The organism is Cohnella xylanilytica (genome assembly GCF_014212175.1).
Classification (GTDB): domain Bacteria; phylum Bacillota; class Bacilli; order Paenibacillales; family Paenibacillaceae; genus Cohnella; species Cohnella xylanilytica.
This window is the reverse complement of the sequence record NZ_JACJVR010000011.1, coordinates 38,345-53,907: the sequence shown is the minus strand read 5'-3', so window position 1 is coordinate 53,907 and position 15,563 is coordinate 38,345. Positions and strand designations below refer to the sequence as shown.

The 15,563-nt window shown below is 62.2% G+C and carries 13 protein-coding genes; 6 read left to right on the top strand and 7 right to left on the bottom strand.

Features of this window, described 5'->3' with window-relative positions; translation table 11 throughout:
- Nucleotides 1-13 precede the first annotated feature (13 nt).
- Nucleotides 14-1,384, bottom strand: a complete 1,371-nt coding sequence (locus H7B90_RS03665) for a UDP-glucose dehydrogenase family protein (RefSeq protein WP_185134519.1) — start codon at nt 1,382-1,384, stop codon at nt 14-16.
- A gap of 295 nt (nt 1,385-1,679) precedes the next feature.
- Here H7B90_RS03665 and H7B90_RS03660 point away from each other — a divergent pair, with 295 nt between their 5' ends.
- On the top strand, nt 1,680-1,901 hold the full coding sequence (locus H7B90_RS03660; protein ID WP_185134518.1) for a hypothetical protein: 222 nt from the start codon (nt 1,680-1,682) through the stop codon (nt 1,899-1,901).
- Nucleotides 1,902-1,970: 69 nt separating this feature from the next.
- On the opposite strand, the gene H7B90_RS03655 is transcribed toward H7B90_RS03660, so the two are convergent.
- The 4 genes from H7B90_RS03655 to H7B90_RS03640 all read right to left on the bottom strand — a co-directional run bounded on the left by H7B90_RS03655 (nt 1,971) and on the right by H7B90_RS03640 (nt 8,097).
- On the bottom strand, nt 1,971-4,493 hold the full coding sequence (locus H7B90_RS03655; RefSeq protein WP_185134517.1) for a U32 family peptidase: 2,523 nt from the start codon (nt 4,491-4,493) through the stop codon (nt 1,971-1,973).
- A 129-nt stretch (nt 4,494-4,622) separates the two neighbouring features.
- Nucleotides 4,623-6,536 (bottom strand): stalk domain-containing protein, encoded by a 1,914-nt coding sequence (locus tag H7B90_RS03650; RefSeq protein WP_185134516.1) that lies wholly within the window; start codon nt 6,534-6,536, stop codon nt 4,623-4,625.
- A gap of 19 nt (nt 6,537-6,555) precedes the next feature.
- Nucleotides 6,556-7,677 carry a S1C family serine protease gene (locus tag H7B90_RS03645; protein WP_185134515.1) on the bottom strand — a complete coding sequence of 374 codons (1,122 nt, stop codon included), beginning with the start codon at nt 7,675-7,677 and terminating at the stop codon, nt 6,556-6,558.
- A 213-nt stretch (nt 7,678-7,890) separates the two neighbouring features.
- Nucleotides 7,891-8,097 (bottom strand): hypothetical protein, encoded by a 207-nt coding sequence (locus tag H7B90_RS03640; protein ID WP_185134514.1) that lies wholly within the window; start codon nt 8,095-8,097, stop codon nt 7,891-7,893.
- Between the two features lie 231 nt (nt 8,098-8,328).
- On the opposite strand from H7B90_RS03640, the gene H7B90_RS03635 reads away from it, so the two are divergent.
- The 5 genes from H7B90_RS03635 to H7B90_RS03615 all read left to right on the top strand — a co-directional run bounded on the left by H7B90_RS03635 (nt 8,329) and on the right by H7B90_RS03615 (nt 13,426).
- Nucleotides 8,329-9,057 (top strand): hypothetical protein, encoded by a 729-nt coding sequence (locus H7B90_RS03635; RefSeq protein ID WP_185134513.1) that lies wholly within the window; start codon nt 8,329-8,331, stop codon nt 9,055-9,057.
- Nucleotides 9,058-9,111: 54 nt separating this feature from the next.
- Nucleotides 9,112-9,630: a DinB family protein gene (locus tag H7B90_RS03630; protein ID WP_185134512.1), complete on the top strand. Its 519-nt coding sequence runs from the start codon at nt 9,112-9,114 to the stop codon at nt 9,628-9,630.
- 166 nt (nt 9,631-9,796) lie between these two features.
- Entirely contained in the window at nt 9,797-10,585 is a 789-nt protein-coding gene (locus H7B90_RS03625) for a hypothetical protein (protein WP_185134511.1), read from the top strand.
- Nucleotides 10,586-10,593: 8 nt separating this feature from the next.
- A complete protein-coding gene (locus H7B90_RS03620; RefSeq protein ID WP_185134510.1) occupies nt 10,594-12,780 on the top strand; it encodes an ATP-binding protein in 2,187 nt (728 codons plus the stop codon).
- A gap of 1 nt (nt 12,781) precedes the next feature.
- Complete coding sequence (locus H7B90_RS03615; protein WP_185134509.1) at nt 12,782-13,426, top strand: response regulator transcription factor; 645 nt, start codon at nt 12,782-12,784, stop codon at nt 13,424-13,426.
- A 75-nt stretch (nt 13,427-13,501) separates the two neighbouring features.
- On the opposite strand, the gene H7B90_RS03610 is transcribed toward H7B90_RS03615, so the two are convergent.
- The gene (locus tag H7B90_RS03610) at nt 13,502-14,254 is read right to left on the bottom strand and encodes an SDR family NAD(P)-dependent oxidoreductase (RefSeq protein WP_185134508.1); all 753 of its coding nucleotides are present in this window, start codon (nt 14,252-14,254) and stop codon (nt 13,502-13,504) included.
- A 296-nt stretch (nt 14,255-14,550) separates the two neighbouring features.
- On the bottom strand, nt 14,551-15,387 hold the full coding sequence (locus H7B90_RS03605; RefSeq protein ID WP_185134507.1) for a DUF817 domain-containing protein: 837 nt from the start codon (nt 15,385-15,387) through the stop codon (nt 14,551-14,553).
- Between the last annotated feature and the right edge of the window lie 176 nt (nt 15,388-15,563).

Sequence of the window (15,563 nt, the reverse complement as noted above, 5' to 3'; positions counted from 1 at the left end):
CTGCATCCTCTCTCTATGGCTCTACTTCCGTTTGAAATGCAGTCAATTCCGCCGCGCCTAATGCGTCGGAGGGAGTCGCGGGAAGACGTCCGACCCCGATGCAGACGACCCCTTGGGCGTTCAGCGTCTCGGCGTCCAGCGCGTTGCGTCCATCCAGGAGTATCGGACGCTTCATCCAGTTCTTGAAGTCTTCCGCTTGAATCTTGCGGAATTCCGGCCATTCGGTGACGAGAATGGCCGCGTCCGCGCCGCGAAGCGCCGCTTCGGCCGAATCGCACAGCTGGACGGCGTTCGGCAGCGCCCGCTTCGCGTGCTCTCCGGCGGCGGGATCGTAAGCCGTCAGCACGATGCCCGGATGGCGGCGCAGCAGCTCCGTCGCCAAGCGGATGGACGGCGCCTCGCGCATGTCGTCCGTGCCGGGCTTGAACGTGAGGCCGAGCAGCGCGACCCGGCGGCGCGACGGCCCGGACAGCGCGGCCTCCAGCTTGCGCACCATGCGCAGCGGGAGCATGACGTTCGCGCGGATCGCGGCCGCGACGAGCGTCTGGGGCGCGCCCGCCTCGTCCGCCAGGCGGACCAGGGCGCGGGCGTCCTTCGGCAGGCAGGAGCCGCCGAAGCCGAGACCGGCCCCGAGGAAGTGCGGGCCGATCCGCGGGTCCATCCCGAGCACGCGCGCGATCGCGGGGTAATCGGCGCCGGTCTGCTCGGCGAGCGCCGCCATCTCGTTGGCGAAGCTGAGCCGGACCGCGAGGTGGGCGTTCGCCGCCAGCTTGGAGAGCTCCGCCGTCCGGCGGTCGGTGCCGAGAATCGGAGCGGGCAGCCGACGGTGGAGCAGGTCGAGCCGCTCGAACGTCTCCGGATCGTTCGTGCCGATCACGATGCGGGCCGGCTCGAAGAAGTCCCGAACCGCGCCGCCTTCCCGCATGAACTCGGGGATCGACGCGACGTGGACCTCGCAGTCCGCCGGCAGCCGGCTCCGGAGCCTCGCTTCGAGCCTGTCCGCGGTGCCGACCGGCACGGTGCTCTTGACGACGACGATCCGCCGCCCTCCGCCCGGCCAAGCGGTCAGCTTGTCGGCCGCCGCCCACAGCGGGGCGAGCTGCATATGGCCGTCATCCGCGCTAGGCGTGCCTACCGCGAGGAAGATCACTTCCGCCTGGCTCGTCAGCTGCTCGGGAGCGAGCCCGAAGCGCAGCCTGCCCGCCGCGACGTTGCGTTCGACGAGAGACTGCAAGCCCGGCTCGTGATAAGGAACGGCTCCGGCCGTAAGCAGCCCGATCTTCCCCGCGTCGATGTCGTAGCATTCGACCTGGTGCCCCAGCTCCGCGAACCCCGCTCCCGTCGTCAACCCGACGATACCGGCTCCTACCACCGCCAACTTCATGCTCCGCAGCCTCCTTGAACCTTATTCTTATTGTAAAGGAAAACGCCGCCCAATGCGACAAATGCTGGGAAACGTTCGTCGTACAACCTCATCATACGATCCCTCTCTCTAAATGCGAATGGGTGTTGACCGATTTTATCACCCGAACGACAGCGCATTTCCCGGTTTATGTAAACCCGCCGTTAATTCTGTACTCGGCTTCCGCCGCTTTATCGAAGACGGCGGTCGGGTCGTCCAACCTTCCACCCGAGGCTCCGAATAGCTTGTATCAGTCAAGGGGAAAAGGAGGGATCGCATGTCCAGCCGCAAAACCGCCGCGAACAAAGCGACAGCCGCCCGGGCCGCCAGCGCGGCCAAGAAGAGCCGCCAGGTCCGCAAGTCGGTGAACTCGGAGATTGCGCAGCAGAAAAGGGCGGCCGCCGCCGCCGTCCAGAAGCTTCGCGATTCGGTCGGTACGAACGCCGGCTCCGTCTTCTGCACCAAGGACGGGTGCACGTTCGCGCTCTTCGACGAGTGACGCGAAGATAAAAAAACGTCTGCTCCGGCCCCCTCGTATCAGGGAGCCGGGGCAGACGTCGTTTTGTTATCAGCGCACGAGCTGGCCGCGGGTGACGCCGAGCTGGTTGGTCGCCTTCAGCTTGCGCCACACTTCGCTTCCTCCGATGCGGCCGTCTAGGGCGGAGCGATACAGCGACAGCACCTCCTGCACCTTCTCCGCGTTCTCTTCCAGGAACTCGACCCGGTAGGACGGAACGCCCAGCTCCTTGAATTCGCTCAAGTATTCGGCGCCCGACTGCTCGATGGCGTTGTAGACGGTGTTGCGGCAGCCTTCGTCGACTCGCACCGGATGGGACATGCCGATCCGGTCCTGCAGCGAAGCGCGATGCTCTTCGCACGGACGGCCGCAGTTCGTATAGTCGGTCCCTTCGCTCAGGAACGTGCAGTAGACGCAGTGCTCCGTGTGGAACATCGGCAGATGCTGGTGGATGACGATCTCCAGCCTCGACGTGTCCGCCATCCGCAGCATGTCGACCATCTGCTGGATGTTGAGGTCGTACGACGGAGTTACCCAATCGAGACCCGCCTCGCGGAACAGCTCGACGGTCTTGTGGTTGGACACGTTCAGGGAGAAGTCTCCGATCAGCAGCGGGTGCTTCTCGCCCGGCTTCTCGGCGCGCTCCCTCAGGTAATAATAGAGCGCCCCCGTGTTGCGGACGAGCACCGCGTCCGGCTTCAGGTTCAGAATGTTGCGATGGTAGCCGTTCTCTCCCGGCATATGGATGCGCGGCGTCGCCAGCGCGATCGGCTTGCCCGCCTCGCGGCAGACGGCGATCGCGTCGGGGAACTGCTTGATGAACTCGAAGTCGGCGTAGATCATCGCCGCGTCCGTTCGCACGGCCGCCTTCACCTGCTCGAGCGTGCGGCAGAGCGCGGTCAACCGCGGCGAGGTTACCGGCTCCGGGTCCGCCTTGAACGAGACCTTGGGCGCCAGAGCGCCGGCTCCCTGCAGCCGGGTATACTTCGGCGGCAGCTCCCGCATCGCTTCGAGACGCTCTGCCGCGTCGCGGCGAATGCGGTTCAGCTCGCTCTTGGGCACGATAACCTCGCCCTCCAGCGACACCGTCAGCTGCTCGAGCCGATAGAGCGTTCCGCCCAGCCGGCCGAGCTGCTCCTCAAGCACCTCGCGGCCGAGCGGCCGCTTCTCGGCGCGCTCGAGCGGCATCTCCGACTGCGCGACGACGGTCGACCCTTTGTCCAGGTCCGTCCAGATCGTCCGCAGCGGCGCCCCTTCGCGCCCTTCCACCGTCACCGCCACCGGGAACGTCCGGTACGGCTTCTCGGTCTCGAACGTGCTCCGCAGCCGCTTGTCCAGAGCCGGGTCGCTCGTCTTCCAGATACGGTCGCCCTCGTGCAGGCGCGTCAGGTCGACGTCGCTGCGGCCCATCACGATCTCGATGCGCTCGCCTTCCGGCACTTCGCCCTCCAGCTTCGTCCCGCTTCTGCGCACGTCGTACACCCGTCCGCCCTCTTCCTTCTTCGTCGGGTCCCCCGCGTCGAAGACGAGGCCGTCGCCGCGCTTGAGCGGCGCTTCGATCGTGCAGACGACGCCGTCCCGCAGAATCTTCTCGACCCGGCCGAGGTACACGCCGCGGCTCTTCGGGAACGTCCCGTCGACGAGCTTCTTGTTGTTCGTCCCTTCCAAGAATCCGTGCGTGAACCCGCGCGAGAAGCTCTGCTGCAGCTCGCGCACTTCCTCGGCCGACGGCTCCGACTCGTCCCCTTCGAAGTACTTGTCGATGGCGCGCCGATACTTGCTCACGACGTTGGCGACGTATTCCGGGCTCTTCAGCCGGCCCTCGATCTTGAACGACGTGACCCCGGCTTCGATCAGCTCCGGCATCAGGTCGAGCGCCGCGAGGTCCTTCGGCGACAGCAGGTACGCGATGTCGCCCATCGGCTTCTGCACGCCGTCGACCATCAGGTCGTACGGCAGGCGGCACGCCTGCGCGCATTCGCCGCGGTTCGCCGAGCGGCCGCCCCAAACTTCCGACGTCAGGCACTGGCCGGAGTAAGAGACGCACAGCGCCCCGTGCACGAACACTTCCATCGGCAGCTTCGCCTGCTCGCCGATCTTCTTGATCTGCTTCAGGTTGTTCTCCCGGCCGAGGACGACCCGCTCGAGGCCGAACGGCTTCGTGAACTCGACGGCTTCCGGAGAAGTGATCGTCATCTGCGTCGACCCGTGGATCGGGAAGTCCGGGGACATCTCCCTTATCATTTTCACCAACCCAAGATCCTGCACGATCACCGCGTCCACGCCCGCTTCGATGCATGCGTCCACCAGAACGCGCGCGTCGCGGAGCTCGTCCTCGAAGACGAGAATGTTGAACGTCAGGAAGCCCTTCACCCCGTAGCGGTGCAGGAACCTCATGATCTCTGGGAGCTCTTCCATCTTGAAGTTGTTGGCGCGAGCCCGCGCGTTGAACTTCTCCACGCCGAAGAAGATCGCGTCCGCTCCGTTCGCGACCGCGGCCTTCATGCACTCCCAATCTCCGGCCGGAGCCAGCAATTCGATATCTTCACGCCGTATGACGGCTTTGTCTGTCATTGCGATTTATACCTCCATACCGCCGGCAGGCGGTCGACTGACCCTAGTATATCAAACCGCGCCGCGCGGGGCCAAAAGAAAAGTCCGGAAACGGCCTGCGAAGCCGATCCGGACCTTGCGAATCCTCTCTCAGGATTCCGTGAACTTGAAGGAGTTCATAACATCGTCCAATTGCTTGAGGTTGAATTCGGTCGCGTTCGGATTCTGAACCATCCACTGCACCAGATAGACGTTGCCGCCGTTCTCCAGAAGGTACAGCTTGACGAGTCCGCCGTCTCCTTCTTTGGCCGCCACGATCTTGAACGACATCTCGAACCCTTTCGCCGCGCCGACCGCGATCTCTTTCTTGTCGGTCAATTCCATGACCCCGGAGCTCGTATACTGCTTCTGCACCAGATCGGGGTACAAATCCAGCTTGGTGTCGGGGTTGACGGCGATCAGGAAGCTGAGCCCTACTCCGGAATATGTGACGCTCTCCTTCTCGAAATCCTTCTCGCCTCCGACCCAATACTTCGGAATCGAGACGCTGTATCCGTACTTCTTGCTCTTCTTGGCGACGACTTCCTCCAGCTTCTCCGAGTCGATCGGATCGGGCAGCTCGCCGATCGTCCGCTCCACCTGGGAGAAGTCCACCTTCATGTTGTCCAGAACGAGCTGGAGCGCTTCATCGCCCTTCGCCTTGTCCTTCTTGTCGAAGCTCAGGGAGATCATGTACTTGTAAGACCCGCGCACGGCGAAGATGTCGTATTCTTCCGACCAGCCCGTATCCGTCAGATACGAATAATGGACTTGCTTGGCCGGAACGCCGTTCCATACGATATCGGAGGATTCGGGTCCCGTCCGGGACGTCTCCGCGAAGAACTTCTTGAATTTATCCGTGTACTTCTCCGACCAAGCCGCGGCCGTGTCGCCGGAAGGGGCCGAGTAGACGTAGAAGGACAAATCCGAAGTCTCGTTGTAATAATAGGCGGAGGAATCCCCGTCGCTGTCTTCCACCCAATCGGGAGGCAGCTTGAGCTCCAGGCCGTAATCGTCGTTCGCGAAGGCGACAAGCCCGTCCTTCACCTTCGTCAAGTCCTTCAGCGCCTTGTTCGAAGCGTCGAACTTGACTTCGAAGCTGTCCAGAATGGACGAGCTCGCGTTCAGCTCGTCGACGGACTTGGCCTTCTTGCCGAAGGAGAGCGTGTAGAAGCGCCCGTTGGCTTGAATGCCGCGGTAATCGTAGTAGAACCCGGTCTCGGACGACTTGGCGACGACTCGCTGGAACGTCAGTCCCGAGCGCTTGACCGGCTTCGAATCGAGCACCGTCTCGTCGTACAGCACGTTGTCCTTCAGATAATCCAGTTGTTCGGCCGCATCCATCGGCTCTTCGGCCTCTTCCGCGCCGACGGACAAGTAGAACTCCTTCTTCACGTCCTGGAACGACAGGTAATCGCCGTTATCGGATTGGAAGTTCTGCGCCAGTCCCGTCGGGTAGTTCATGGACCACTGGAAGTAGCTGTCGCCGATCCGGGACTTGCCGGCATCGGTGTCGATGCCGCCGGCTCCTCCGGTGCCGGCTGCCGATCCGGTCGCGGACGTAATGCGGATCTCCTTCGTCGCGGCGACGACGGCGACCTTGCCTCCGAACGCTTCGACGACGCGAATCGGAACCATCGTCACGCCTTTGACCACGACGGGGGCGGCGGCCAGCGTCGCCTTCTTGCCGTCGATCCACGCCGTCTTGCTTCCGATCGTCAGAACGACCGTATGGGTCATATACTTCAAGGTAATAATCTTGTTATCCTTAAGCTGAAGGCTCGCGCCGAATCCCTTGGTGATGACGCTGAGCGGCACGTAGGTCGTTCCCGATTGTTGGAACGGCGCCTGCACGGCCACCGCCTTGCCGTTCACGGTCATCGATCCGCTGCCGGCCTTCAGGCGGATATCCAATCCCGAGGCGGCCGCTTCGTCGGCCGCCGAAGCGGACAAGGCTAACGAGAAGAAGAGCGCGATAACGAGTAAAAAAGATAAGGACGTTCGGGCGAAGCGATTCAGAACCATCGACGGATGTTCTCCCTTCCTATTTGGCCGAGCTCGCCGCGAGCACGAGCTTGCGATTGACGAGATCCCCGTCCGACAGCAGCGTAACCGTCACCGTCTGTCCGGGCAAATAACTTTTGAGCAATTCGTTCAGTTCGACCTCGGTGGAGACCTGTTTGCCGTTCACCGAGTACAAGGCGTCGCCCGCTTGAATTCCGGCGTTCCGGGCTTCGGCAGACGAGATTCCGATCACCTTCATCGGCTCCTCCGTCGGCAGCCCGACGACGGCCGACCAGCTCTCCTCCAGATCGAGGCCCAGCGTCGGCCGCATCACCTTGCCGTACTTGGCGATCTGGTGGATGATGTATTGCGCCGTGTCGGCCGGAATGGCGAAGCCCATGCTGTCGATATCGACGTCCACGAACTTCATCGAGTTGATGCCGACGACTTCGCCCTTCAGATTGACGAGCGGTCCCCCGCTGTTGCCGGGGTTGATGGCCGCGTCCGTCTGCAACAGGTTGTAATGCGACGAGACCGACCGGTTCATCCCGCTGATCACGCCTACGGTCGCCGTGTTGCGCAGCGAGAAGGAGACCGGGGTTCCGATGGCGACGACCGTCTCGCCGACCTGCACCTGGAGAGGCGAAGCGGCGAACTTCGCCGGCTTCAAGCCGGTCGCCTTGATCTGCAAGAGAGACAGGTCGCTGGTCGCGTCCATGTACTTCCGCGTCCCCTCGTATTCCTTGCCGTCGGACGTCACCACGACGATATGGTCCATTCCGTTCACGACGTGCGTGTTGGTCAGGATCAGCCCGTCGCTCTTCAAGATCACGCCCGTCCCGTGGGCGAGCGAGAACCGGTTCGAAGCGTTCTGGTCTTGGGGCTTGCCGATAATGGCGACGACGGAAGGAGACACCTTCTTGACGACGTCCGGCACCGCGTCGGCCGCGGCGTAATTGTACTTCTTCGTGCCGGGATCGTAAGACCCCGAACCGCCCAGTTGGGCGACGAGCGACGAGGCCTTGACGTAGACCTCTCCGTTGATGACCTGGGCATCCAAGGACGCCTTCGCGGGCGCCACCGCTTCCGCATCTCCGGCCGCGAATCCGATCGCGGCGCCTAGCGCGATAACCGCCAGCCGGCGGCTCGAACGCTGCTTCAAACCCTCTCCTCCAGTCAAGCAAATTAGGATTTTCTCAGACTAGAATAATTTAACATACTTCTCCGCTCCGCCACAGATAGATTCGAACGACATCGCCCACAAAAAATCGCTCCCGATTCCGCAAGATTCGCGGATCGCAGCGAAAAACGGCACAAAAAAGCGGGCCGGAGATTCTCTCTCCAACCCGCTTCCGGTTCGCGCGCTATGGAACCATTACCAGCCGCTGACCATCTTGACGTCTGCGATGAGGAATACGATCAACGCCACCAATCCGAATCCGATGGCGAAGAAGTTCTTCTTCGGGCGCGCCATCAGCAGACGCACGATTCCGATCGCAATCAGCACGGTAAAGATAACCATAAAGATGTCGAACGGAGTGAACAAGCTTGCCGATTCCTCCGCGTTTGCCGCCAGGAACATGGGTGCGACCTCCTTTTGTTCATAAGCTTCCCATTATCCTATATGTTATATTCCGGAAGCGTCGGACGCAAGTCCGAAAATTCCTCCGTAACAACTTTGTCACAAGACGGCCCCTTCCTAAAATGCCCCGTTCCTTCCGCATTTATGACGGTCCGCCATGGAAACATATGGTTCGGAAGTGACGTCTAAGTGAACAAACGAAAAAAACAAAGACGAATTGGGGGATAAGAGATGCGAATCGTCAGGCTCGCGGCCTGCCCGCTTCTCGCGATCGCGCTGCTGGCGTTGGCCTTGACGGGCTGCCGTGGCAATCCGCTGGTCCGGGCGAACGTCTCGATCGATTGGGTCGACTTCGTGAAGTGGGACGGCCGTTCCTATGAGGCGATGTACAACAGAGCGCTGACGGATCCCTCCGATATCGGGCCCGGCGTCGGCGAGGTGAAGTTCAAGCTCGAGGGCAACGTTCATACTCCCGGGTATCGGTCGAAGAACGGGGACGCCGCTTACCTCGAACCGGGCACGGTGCTCTATGAACTGAAGAGCCGCCCCGACCGGTCGATCCTCGCGGTTCGAGACGACAAGGCGATCGGCGGGTACGCGCTCTATGCCGACCCGGAGAAGCAGACCGGCTACCCTTGGCATTTCAAAGATATTCCGAAGGACAAAGTAACCCTCGTCGAGATCTATCGATACGGCCCGGACGACGAACCGGCGATGACGAATCTTCTCGAAGGCGAGAAGGCCGCCGCCTTCGTGAACCTGCTCGAACGGAGCGCCGCCTCCGAATCCTACTCCCCCGCTCCCGGCGGTCCGGATCCCGAGATCTTCACGGTCGTGCTGTCCGCGGGCGGGACGGTCGGCTTCCGATATCATCTTTTCCATGACGACAAGAGCTATTATTGGTCTCCGTGGGACACGGTTCCGCTGCCCGGGGAGATCGGAAGTTATTTGAATTCTTGACAGGACCTGCTCGGGAAAATAATCTACTATTAAATTCCGGTTAGGAGGGTTCTTATGAGAGGCAGACCAGGCACGGACGAATACGGCTCGTTCTTCGGCAATTACGTATCGCTGACGCCCGAAGGCGATCTGATCGAGATCTTAAGGAAGCAGGGCGAGGGTACCCTCGAGCTGCTGGGTTCCTTGACGGAAGAGCAGGGCGCTTACCGGTACGCGCCGGGCAAGTGGAGCCTCAAGGAAGCGTTCGGCCACATCGTCGACAATGAACGGATCATGAGCTACCGGCTGTTGCGCATCGCGAGAGGCGATACGACGCCCTTGCCCGGCTACGACCAGGACATTCTCGTCCCCGGCGCCGGCTTCGACTCGCTCCCGATCCGGCAGCTGGCCGAAGATTACGCGGCGGTGAGGCAGGCGACGCTGACGCTGCTTCGCGGCCTGTCCGAGGAAGCCTGGCTGCGCAAGGGAACGGCCAGCAACACGACGATCTCCGCCCGCGCGCTGGCTTGCGTCATCTGCGGCCACGAGCTCCACCATCTCCGGATCATTCGGGAACGGTATCTGAACGCTTAGCCGTCTCCCCTCTCCGAATAGGGACGGGTATCGACAAGTCCACTCTTCGTATCGGCGGATTCCCGGCGGAACTTCCCGGATTCCCGGGAAGCCTCCACTGGCTGGCCGCGGCCGACCGCGATTACGCTGGAGGAGTACGATACCATCCCTGAAGGAGAGATTTTCTATGGAAGTACAGACGCCTCTTGCTATGGAACGCCGGCCGACCAGATGGCGAATGGCGGTATTCCGCATTCTCGCCGCCGTGTTCGCATTGGGAAGCTTCGCCGCCCTCGACGGCTTTATCGAGCTGCTTCTGCCCTTCACGAGATCCGAGAGCTACTTGCCGTACGAGCTTCATTGGCACGGCGGCGTTCACGGCGCCTTGATCGGCCTGCTGCTCGGAGGCAGCCTTGTGATGCTGCTCTTCCGGCCCGCAGCCGGTCCCGCCGTACTCCGATTCTACATTCTCGGGCACGGGGTGTTCTTGGTCGCTCTCGCGATCACCGACTGGAACCTGTACGTGAAGAAGCTGTTCGTAACCGGAATGTTCGCCGTCGTCTGTCTCTCGCTGTATGCCGCTTATCCTTATCGGGACCAAGTCTTCCGGTCCTCCGGCGAGACGCGGACGCCGAGCCGCCCCGTCGCGATGTTGACGGCCGCGGCCGCCGCGGCTCTGCTCCCCTTGATCTGGAGAGGAATATCGAACCAATGGGCCGGCCTGGACGATGAGTTCCGGTGGGGAGAGAACTCCGCCCTCTACCTCAACTTAATCATGGCCGGCTTCTTCGCGGCCGGAAGAAGCCGCGACAGCGTCCGTCTTGGAATACTGACGGGAATCGTCTATCTCTATCTCGCCGCCGCTGCGTTGACAATTCCCCACCATGCTGGTAGTTTGGGGACATGGGGCGGAATCGCTTCGGCCGCGGTCGGAGCCGGGTATATCCTCTTGTCCGCCCGTCGCGACCAAGGGTGATCGATGGCATGCGAACGATTCGAATCGGCGCGCGCGGCATTCAAGCGTTCCGCTTCGCCGCGCTTCTGTGGAGCGGGCTTCTAAGCCTGCTTTTTTTATCGGGATTGCCGATTTATGACCGCTATCTCGAAGGCTGCGCCGGCACCTCATGTCCGGGGGCCTCGATTGAGATGCTGCCTTCCTCGCTGCGAGATTCATGGGGGCTGACTCCTTCCGGCCTGGCGGCGCTTTACGCGGGCTTCGATCTCGTCTGCTTCTTGATCTACGCCGGGGCTGCCGGCGTTCTTCTCCGCAAGCGCTCGCGCGAGCCCGTCCCGCTGGTCGGCTGCGTCCTTCTTATTTCCTACGCTTTTATCACGATGTATCCGGATTCCCTTCTTCACGCCTCCGCTTGGGAGGCGGTCCGGCCGATTTACCGGCTCGCGGACGCCGCGGCCTTCCTGTCCGTCTTCCTGTTCGGGCTTCTATTCCCGGGAAGCGGGGTTCCCCGCCGCTGGATGAGCGTCGCCGGCTGGCTCGTGTTCGTTCCCCGGTTCCTCTCGACCGCGGCTCCGCCGAGCTGGCCGATCTCCCTCTGGCCCTCATGGCTGACCGGCCTCTGGATGGTCGCCTTCTACGGCTTGCTGCTGTTCGTCCAGATCTATCGATACCGCTTCGCCGCGGACACGAAGCAGCAGGAGCAGACCCGGCTATTCGTGCTCGGCTTCAGCATAATGATCCTTGGCGTCGGCGCCGTCAATCTGCTTCCGCTCGCTTGGAACCCCGACTTCTACGAATCGCGCGATCCCGCGGGCATGCTCCTCGTGGAAGCCGCCAGCCGGCTGCTCTTCCTTCTGCTTCCATTGACGCTGGTCGTCTCCGTGCAGCGATACCGGCTGTGGAATATCGAACCGATCGTCAACCGCACGATCCTCTACGCGGCGCTCAGCGGCAGTCTAGCCGTCCTCTACGTCGGAACCGTATGGTACTTGGGCACGGTATTCGGAACGGGGAACCAGGCCGCCGTCTCCCTGGCCGCCACCGGGCTGATAGCGGTCCTCTTCGCTCCGCTTAAGGAGCGGATTCAGAACGGGCTTAATCGGCTCCTCTACGGGGAGAAGGAGGATCCGTTCGCGGTCCTGCTTCGGCTCGGACACCGCCTGAAGGAGCCGCACCGTCCCGAAGACGCGATGCTGCTCGTCGTCAAGACGGTTCGCGACACCTTGAAGCTCCCCTACGTCTCTCTTAAGCTGAGCCGCAACGGCGGCTTCGCCGAGGTAGCCGAAGCGGGCACGAAGCCTGCGGACGAGGACCGGTTCGAGGAATTGCCGCTCGTGGTGAACGGCGAAGAGTTGGGCATTCTGACCGTCTCCCGTTCCCCGTCCGGAGAGCCGTTCCCAGGTCAGGACCGCAGGATGCTGGAGCTGCTTGCCCGCCAAGCCGGCGTCGTCGTGGCGGGAGCGAAGCAGATGCTGGACATTCGGCTGCTGGCCCAGGAGCTGCAGCAATCGCGGGAGAGGATTATCCTGGCGCGCGAAGAAGAGCGGCTGGCGATTCGCCGCAACCTGCACGACGATCTCGCCCCCAGGCTCGCGGCGCTGGCGCTGAACGCGGATTCCGCGGAGGAATGGATGAAGCGGGACACGGAACGGGCGGGCGCCCTCGTGTCCGGGCTGAAGACCGTCATCCGACAGACGGTCGAAGATATTCGAGGGCTTGTCTACGAGCTTCGGCCGCCGGCCTTGGACGAATTAGGGCTGCTTGAAGCGGTCAAGCAGAAGAGGGACGAGCTTCGGGCGATCGCTTCTTCTCTCCCGGAGGTCTCGAAGGGCAGCGGAGGCCGCCTCGCGATCGAGATCGTCGAACCGCATGACCCTCTGCCTCCCCTGCCGGCAGCCGTCGAGGTGGCCGCCTACCGCATTCTCGTCGAAGCGATGCTGAATTGCGTGAAGCATTCCCGGGCCACGAGATGCGAGATACGCGTCGCCATGGAGAACGAAGGGCTGCGGCTGTCGGTCGCCGATAACGGCGCCGGGTTCGCCCCGGGAGCCGCCGGGGCCAGCAACGGCTCCCAGGTTCGCGGAATCGGACTCGCGTCCATGCGCGAACGCGCGGCGGAGCTAGGCGGGAGCTGGGCTCTGAGTTCGTCGCCTGGGAACGGCACCTCCATCGACGCATGGCTTCCTTGCAATAATTATTCGAGAGAGGAGCATTGAGATGAACGAGGCAATCCCAATCCGCGTGCTGGTCGCGGACGATCATCCCCTCTTCCGCCAGGGCGTCCAGACGATGCTTGAGACGGCGGAGGATATGCGTTGGATCGGGGAAGCGACGACCGGCGAGGAAGCGGTCCGACTGGCGGAAGAGCTTCAGCCCGACGTCATTCTAATGGATATCCGGATGCCGGGGATGAGCGGGATGGAAGCCGCCCAGCGGATACGCGCCGCCCGCCCGGAGGTCCGCATTCTGATGCTGACGATGTTCCGCGACGACGCGTCCGTGTTGACGGCCATGAAGGCAGGCGCCCGCGGCTATATCCTGAAGGACGCCTCCAAGGACGAGATCCTTCGCGCCATCCGCGCGGTAGCCGGCGGAGAGGCGATCTTCGGTCCGCATGTCGCGTCCCGCGTCATCGACTTCGCCACCCGGCAGGAGTATGGAATCGAAGCGCTGAAGGAGCTGACCCCGCGCGAGAAGGAAGTGCTCGCGCTGCTCATCGAGGACGCGGCCAATTCGGACATCGCCGCGGCTCTGGGGCTCAGCGCCAAAACGGTCGCCAACCATGTCTCCTCCATTCTGAACAAGCTGCAGGTCAGGGACCGGCATGAAGCGGCCCGTCTGCTGAAGGGGAATCGGGATTGAACGAAGAGCCGCTTCCGTTAAGGATACGCGGCTCTTTCTTCTAAGGATGGCGGGCTTAGCCGAACGTTCCTTGGTCTACCTTGAAGAGAATCCCTCCAAATTCCGGACGACCTCGCCCTGAGGATAGGCATTGCTGAACAGCAGATCCGCCAATCTCCCGGCCGTATGGGCGGCTGTAGACAACAAGCCGTCTTCCTTCGCTGCGACGAAGACGTCCCTTCCGGGGAACGCCGCGGCCGGCTGCTCTCGCGCCTCCGCTTGCATGGACGTCTCGATCATGCCCGGCCAGACGGAAGCGACCCGGATCGGATGCGCTTTGGCTTGCTGCTCGAGTCCCATCGTCCTCGTGAAGACGTCGAGCCCGGCCTTAGCCGTGCAGTAGCAGCTCATTCCCGGAAGCAAAATCTCCGCGGAAGCGGACGTGACGTTGAGAATCCTTTTGTCGCACGCCCAGAGTTCCGTATGGCGGGCGAACAGCGCGCACAGTACGACGGGAGCCGCAAGGTTGACCTGAAGATGATAGGCGATCTCCGCCGGACTCGAACTCTCCGCCCCCCTCAGCGGGCGGAGAACGGCCGCGTTGTTCACCAGGCCGATTCCTTCCGTCCGGGCCGAAGGCCCAGACAGCTCGAGCGCTTGCCTCAGCAACCGTTCCAAGGCGGCCGAATCCCCAAGATCCGCCGCGATCTCCCGATATTCCGCGTGGCTCCGCAGAGCCGCGTTGCCGCTTCGCGAGATGCCGACGACCCGATGCCCTCGCTCCAGCAGGGCCGCGGCCAAGGCCTCTCCGATCCCTCTCGATACTCCGGTTACGATAATGCTTGCCATATCCGCGCTCTCTCCCTCTCTATCCGATCGTTCTCTAGCGAAGAGCCGGGCGGCCGCCGGGCGGCATTCGCCCTTCTTGTCACGATCTTAATCTCCTCTCATAGAGTTTCGCCTCCCGAGTTCATCGTATTTCGGCGCCGCACCCCCGACAAGGGAAGGCCTCCCGGCTTCCCGGGAGAAACTTCCGGGAAAAATCCGGATCCGGGAGCATCTCACCTGGGCGAACGCAAAAAAAAGAGGATGGAGTTCGGGCTCCACCCTCGCCAGGTATTCATCGTATAAGTTGGACGAAGGTCTCATTCGGGAACGGTATCCGAACGCTTAGCCGTCTCCCCGCCGGCTGCCCCTCTACGAGCCCACGCGCGGGGGAGCAGCCGGTACTTGAGATCCTTCAGCTGAACGACGATGATGATGCTGATGATGACGAGCAGGAACCAGGAGCTGATTTTCCCCCAATGCACGAGATTCCAACGAACCTCCTGATTCGGATACTGCCAGGCTCCCAGATAAGTCGAGATGTTCTCCGCCACCCAGATGAAGAAGCCGATCAGGACGAACGAGACGAGCAGCGGCATCCGGTACACCCGTCCGCCCACCCGGAACGCGACCCAAGACTTCAGGAAGACGACGAGCAGCGCGGCCATAATCGGCCATCTCAGATCCGGAATGTAATGATGGGTGAAAAAGTTGGCGTAAATGACGACGGCGATCCCCGTCGTCGCGTACGGATTCGGCCAACGCTCGAATCTCAGATCGAACCTTCTCCACGCCTGGCAGATGTAGCTGGCCACGCTCGCATACATAAATCCGCTGTACAGCGGCACTCCCCCGACCTTCGTCCACGCTTCCTCCGGATACGACCAGGATCCCGCATGCACCTTGAACAGCTCCAGTCCGAGCCCGATGACGTGGAACAGCGTGATGACCTTCAACTCGTCCGCCGTCTCCAGCTTGAACAGGATCATGCCCGCCTGCACGGCGATGCAGATCAGCAGAATCAGATCGTAGCGCGGCACGAACGGGATCGACACCGCCTTCGTCGCCGCCATCGCCGCGAAGATCGCGACCGGGAACAGGCAGCAGAGCGCCTGCGTCCACCCGAATTCGATCAGCCTGCGGATTGCCTTCCCCATTCCGCTTCCCCCTCGACGCATTCTATCTTCGTTGTATGCCAAATGGTACGAGAGATGAACGCGGAAAGTTCAATCGGTCGCGGTTCTTTATTCCCTCTGCCTATTCGATGCTTCTGCTTGTTGCTTCCGGACGCGCCTTCCGCGGGCATACGTCTGTCGGAATCCGACATCGCGAG

Bases quoted from the DNA above. Each gene is read 5' to 3' on its own strand.
- H7B90_RS03640 (WP_185134514.1), bottom strand. From the start codon at position 8,097: ATGTTCCTGGCGGCAAACGCGGAGGAATCGGCAAGCTTGTTCACTCCG.
- H7B90_RS03665 (WP_185134519.1), bottom strand. From the start codon at position 1,384: ATGAAGTTGGCGGTGGTAGGAGCCGGTATCGTCGGGTTGACGACGGGA.
- H7B90_RS03610 (WP_185134508.1), bottom strand. From the start codon at position 14,254: ATGGCAAGCATTATCGTAACCGGAGTATCGAGAGGGATCGGAGAGGCC.
- H7B90_RS03630 (WP_185134512.1), top strand. From the start codon at position 9,112: ATGAGAGGCAGACCAGGCACGGACGAATACGGCTCGTTCTTCGGCAAT.
- H7B90_RS03615 (WP_185134509.1), top strand. From the start codon at position 12,782: ATGAACGAGGCAATCCCAATCCGCGTGCTGGTCGCGGACGATCATCCC.
- H7B90_RS03635 (WP_185134513.1), top strand. From the start codon at position 8,329: ATGCGAATCGTCAGGCTCGCGGCCTGCCCGCTTCTCGCGATCGCGCTG.
- H7B90_RS03650 (WP_185134516.1), bottom strand. From the start codon at position 6,536: ATGGTTCTGAATCGCTTCGCCCGAACGTCCTTATCTTTTTTACTCGTT.
- H7B90_RS03625 (WP_185134511.1), top strand. From the start codon at position 9,797: ATGGAAGTACAGACGCCTCTTGCTATGGAACGCCGGCCGACCAGATGG.
- H7B90_RS03620 (WP_185134510.1), top strand. From the start codon at position 10,594: ATGCGAACGATTCGAATCGGCGCGCGCGGCATTCAAGCGTTCCGCTTC.
- H7B90_RS03660 (WP_185134518.1), top strand. From the start codon at position 1,680: ATGTCCAGCCGCAAAACCGCCGCGAACAAAGCGACAGCCGCCCGGGCC.
- H7B90_RS03605 (WP_185134507.1), bottom strand. From the start codon at position 15,387: ATGGGGAAGGCAATCCGCAGGCTGATCGAATTCGGGTGGACGCAGGCG.
- H7B90_RS03655 (WP_185134517.1), bottom strand. From the start codon at position 4,493: ATGACAGACAAAGCCGTCATACGGCGTGAAGATATCGAATTGCTGGCT.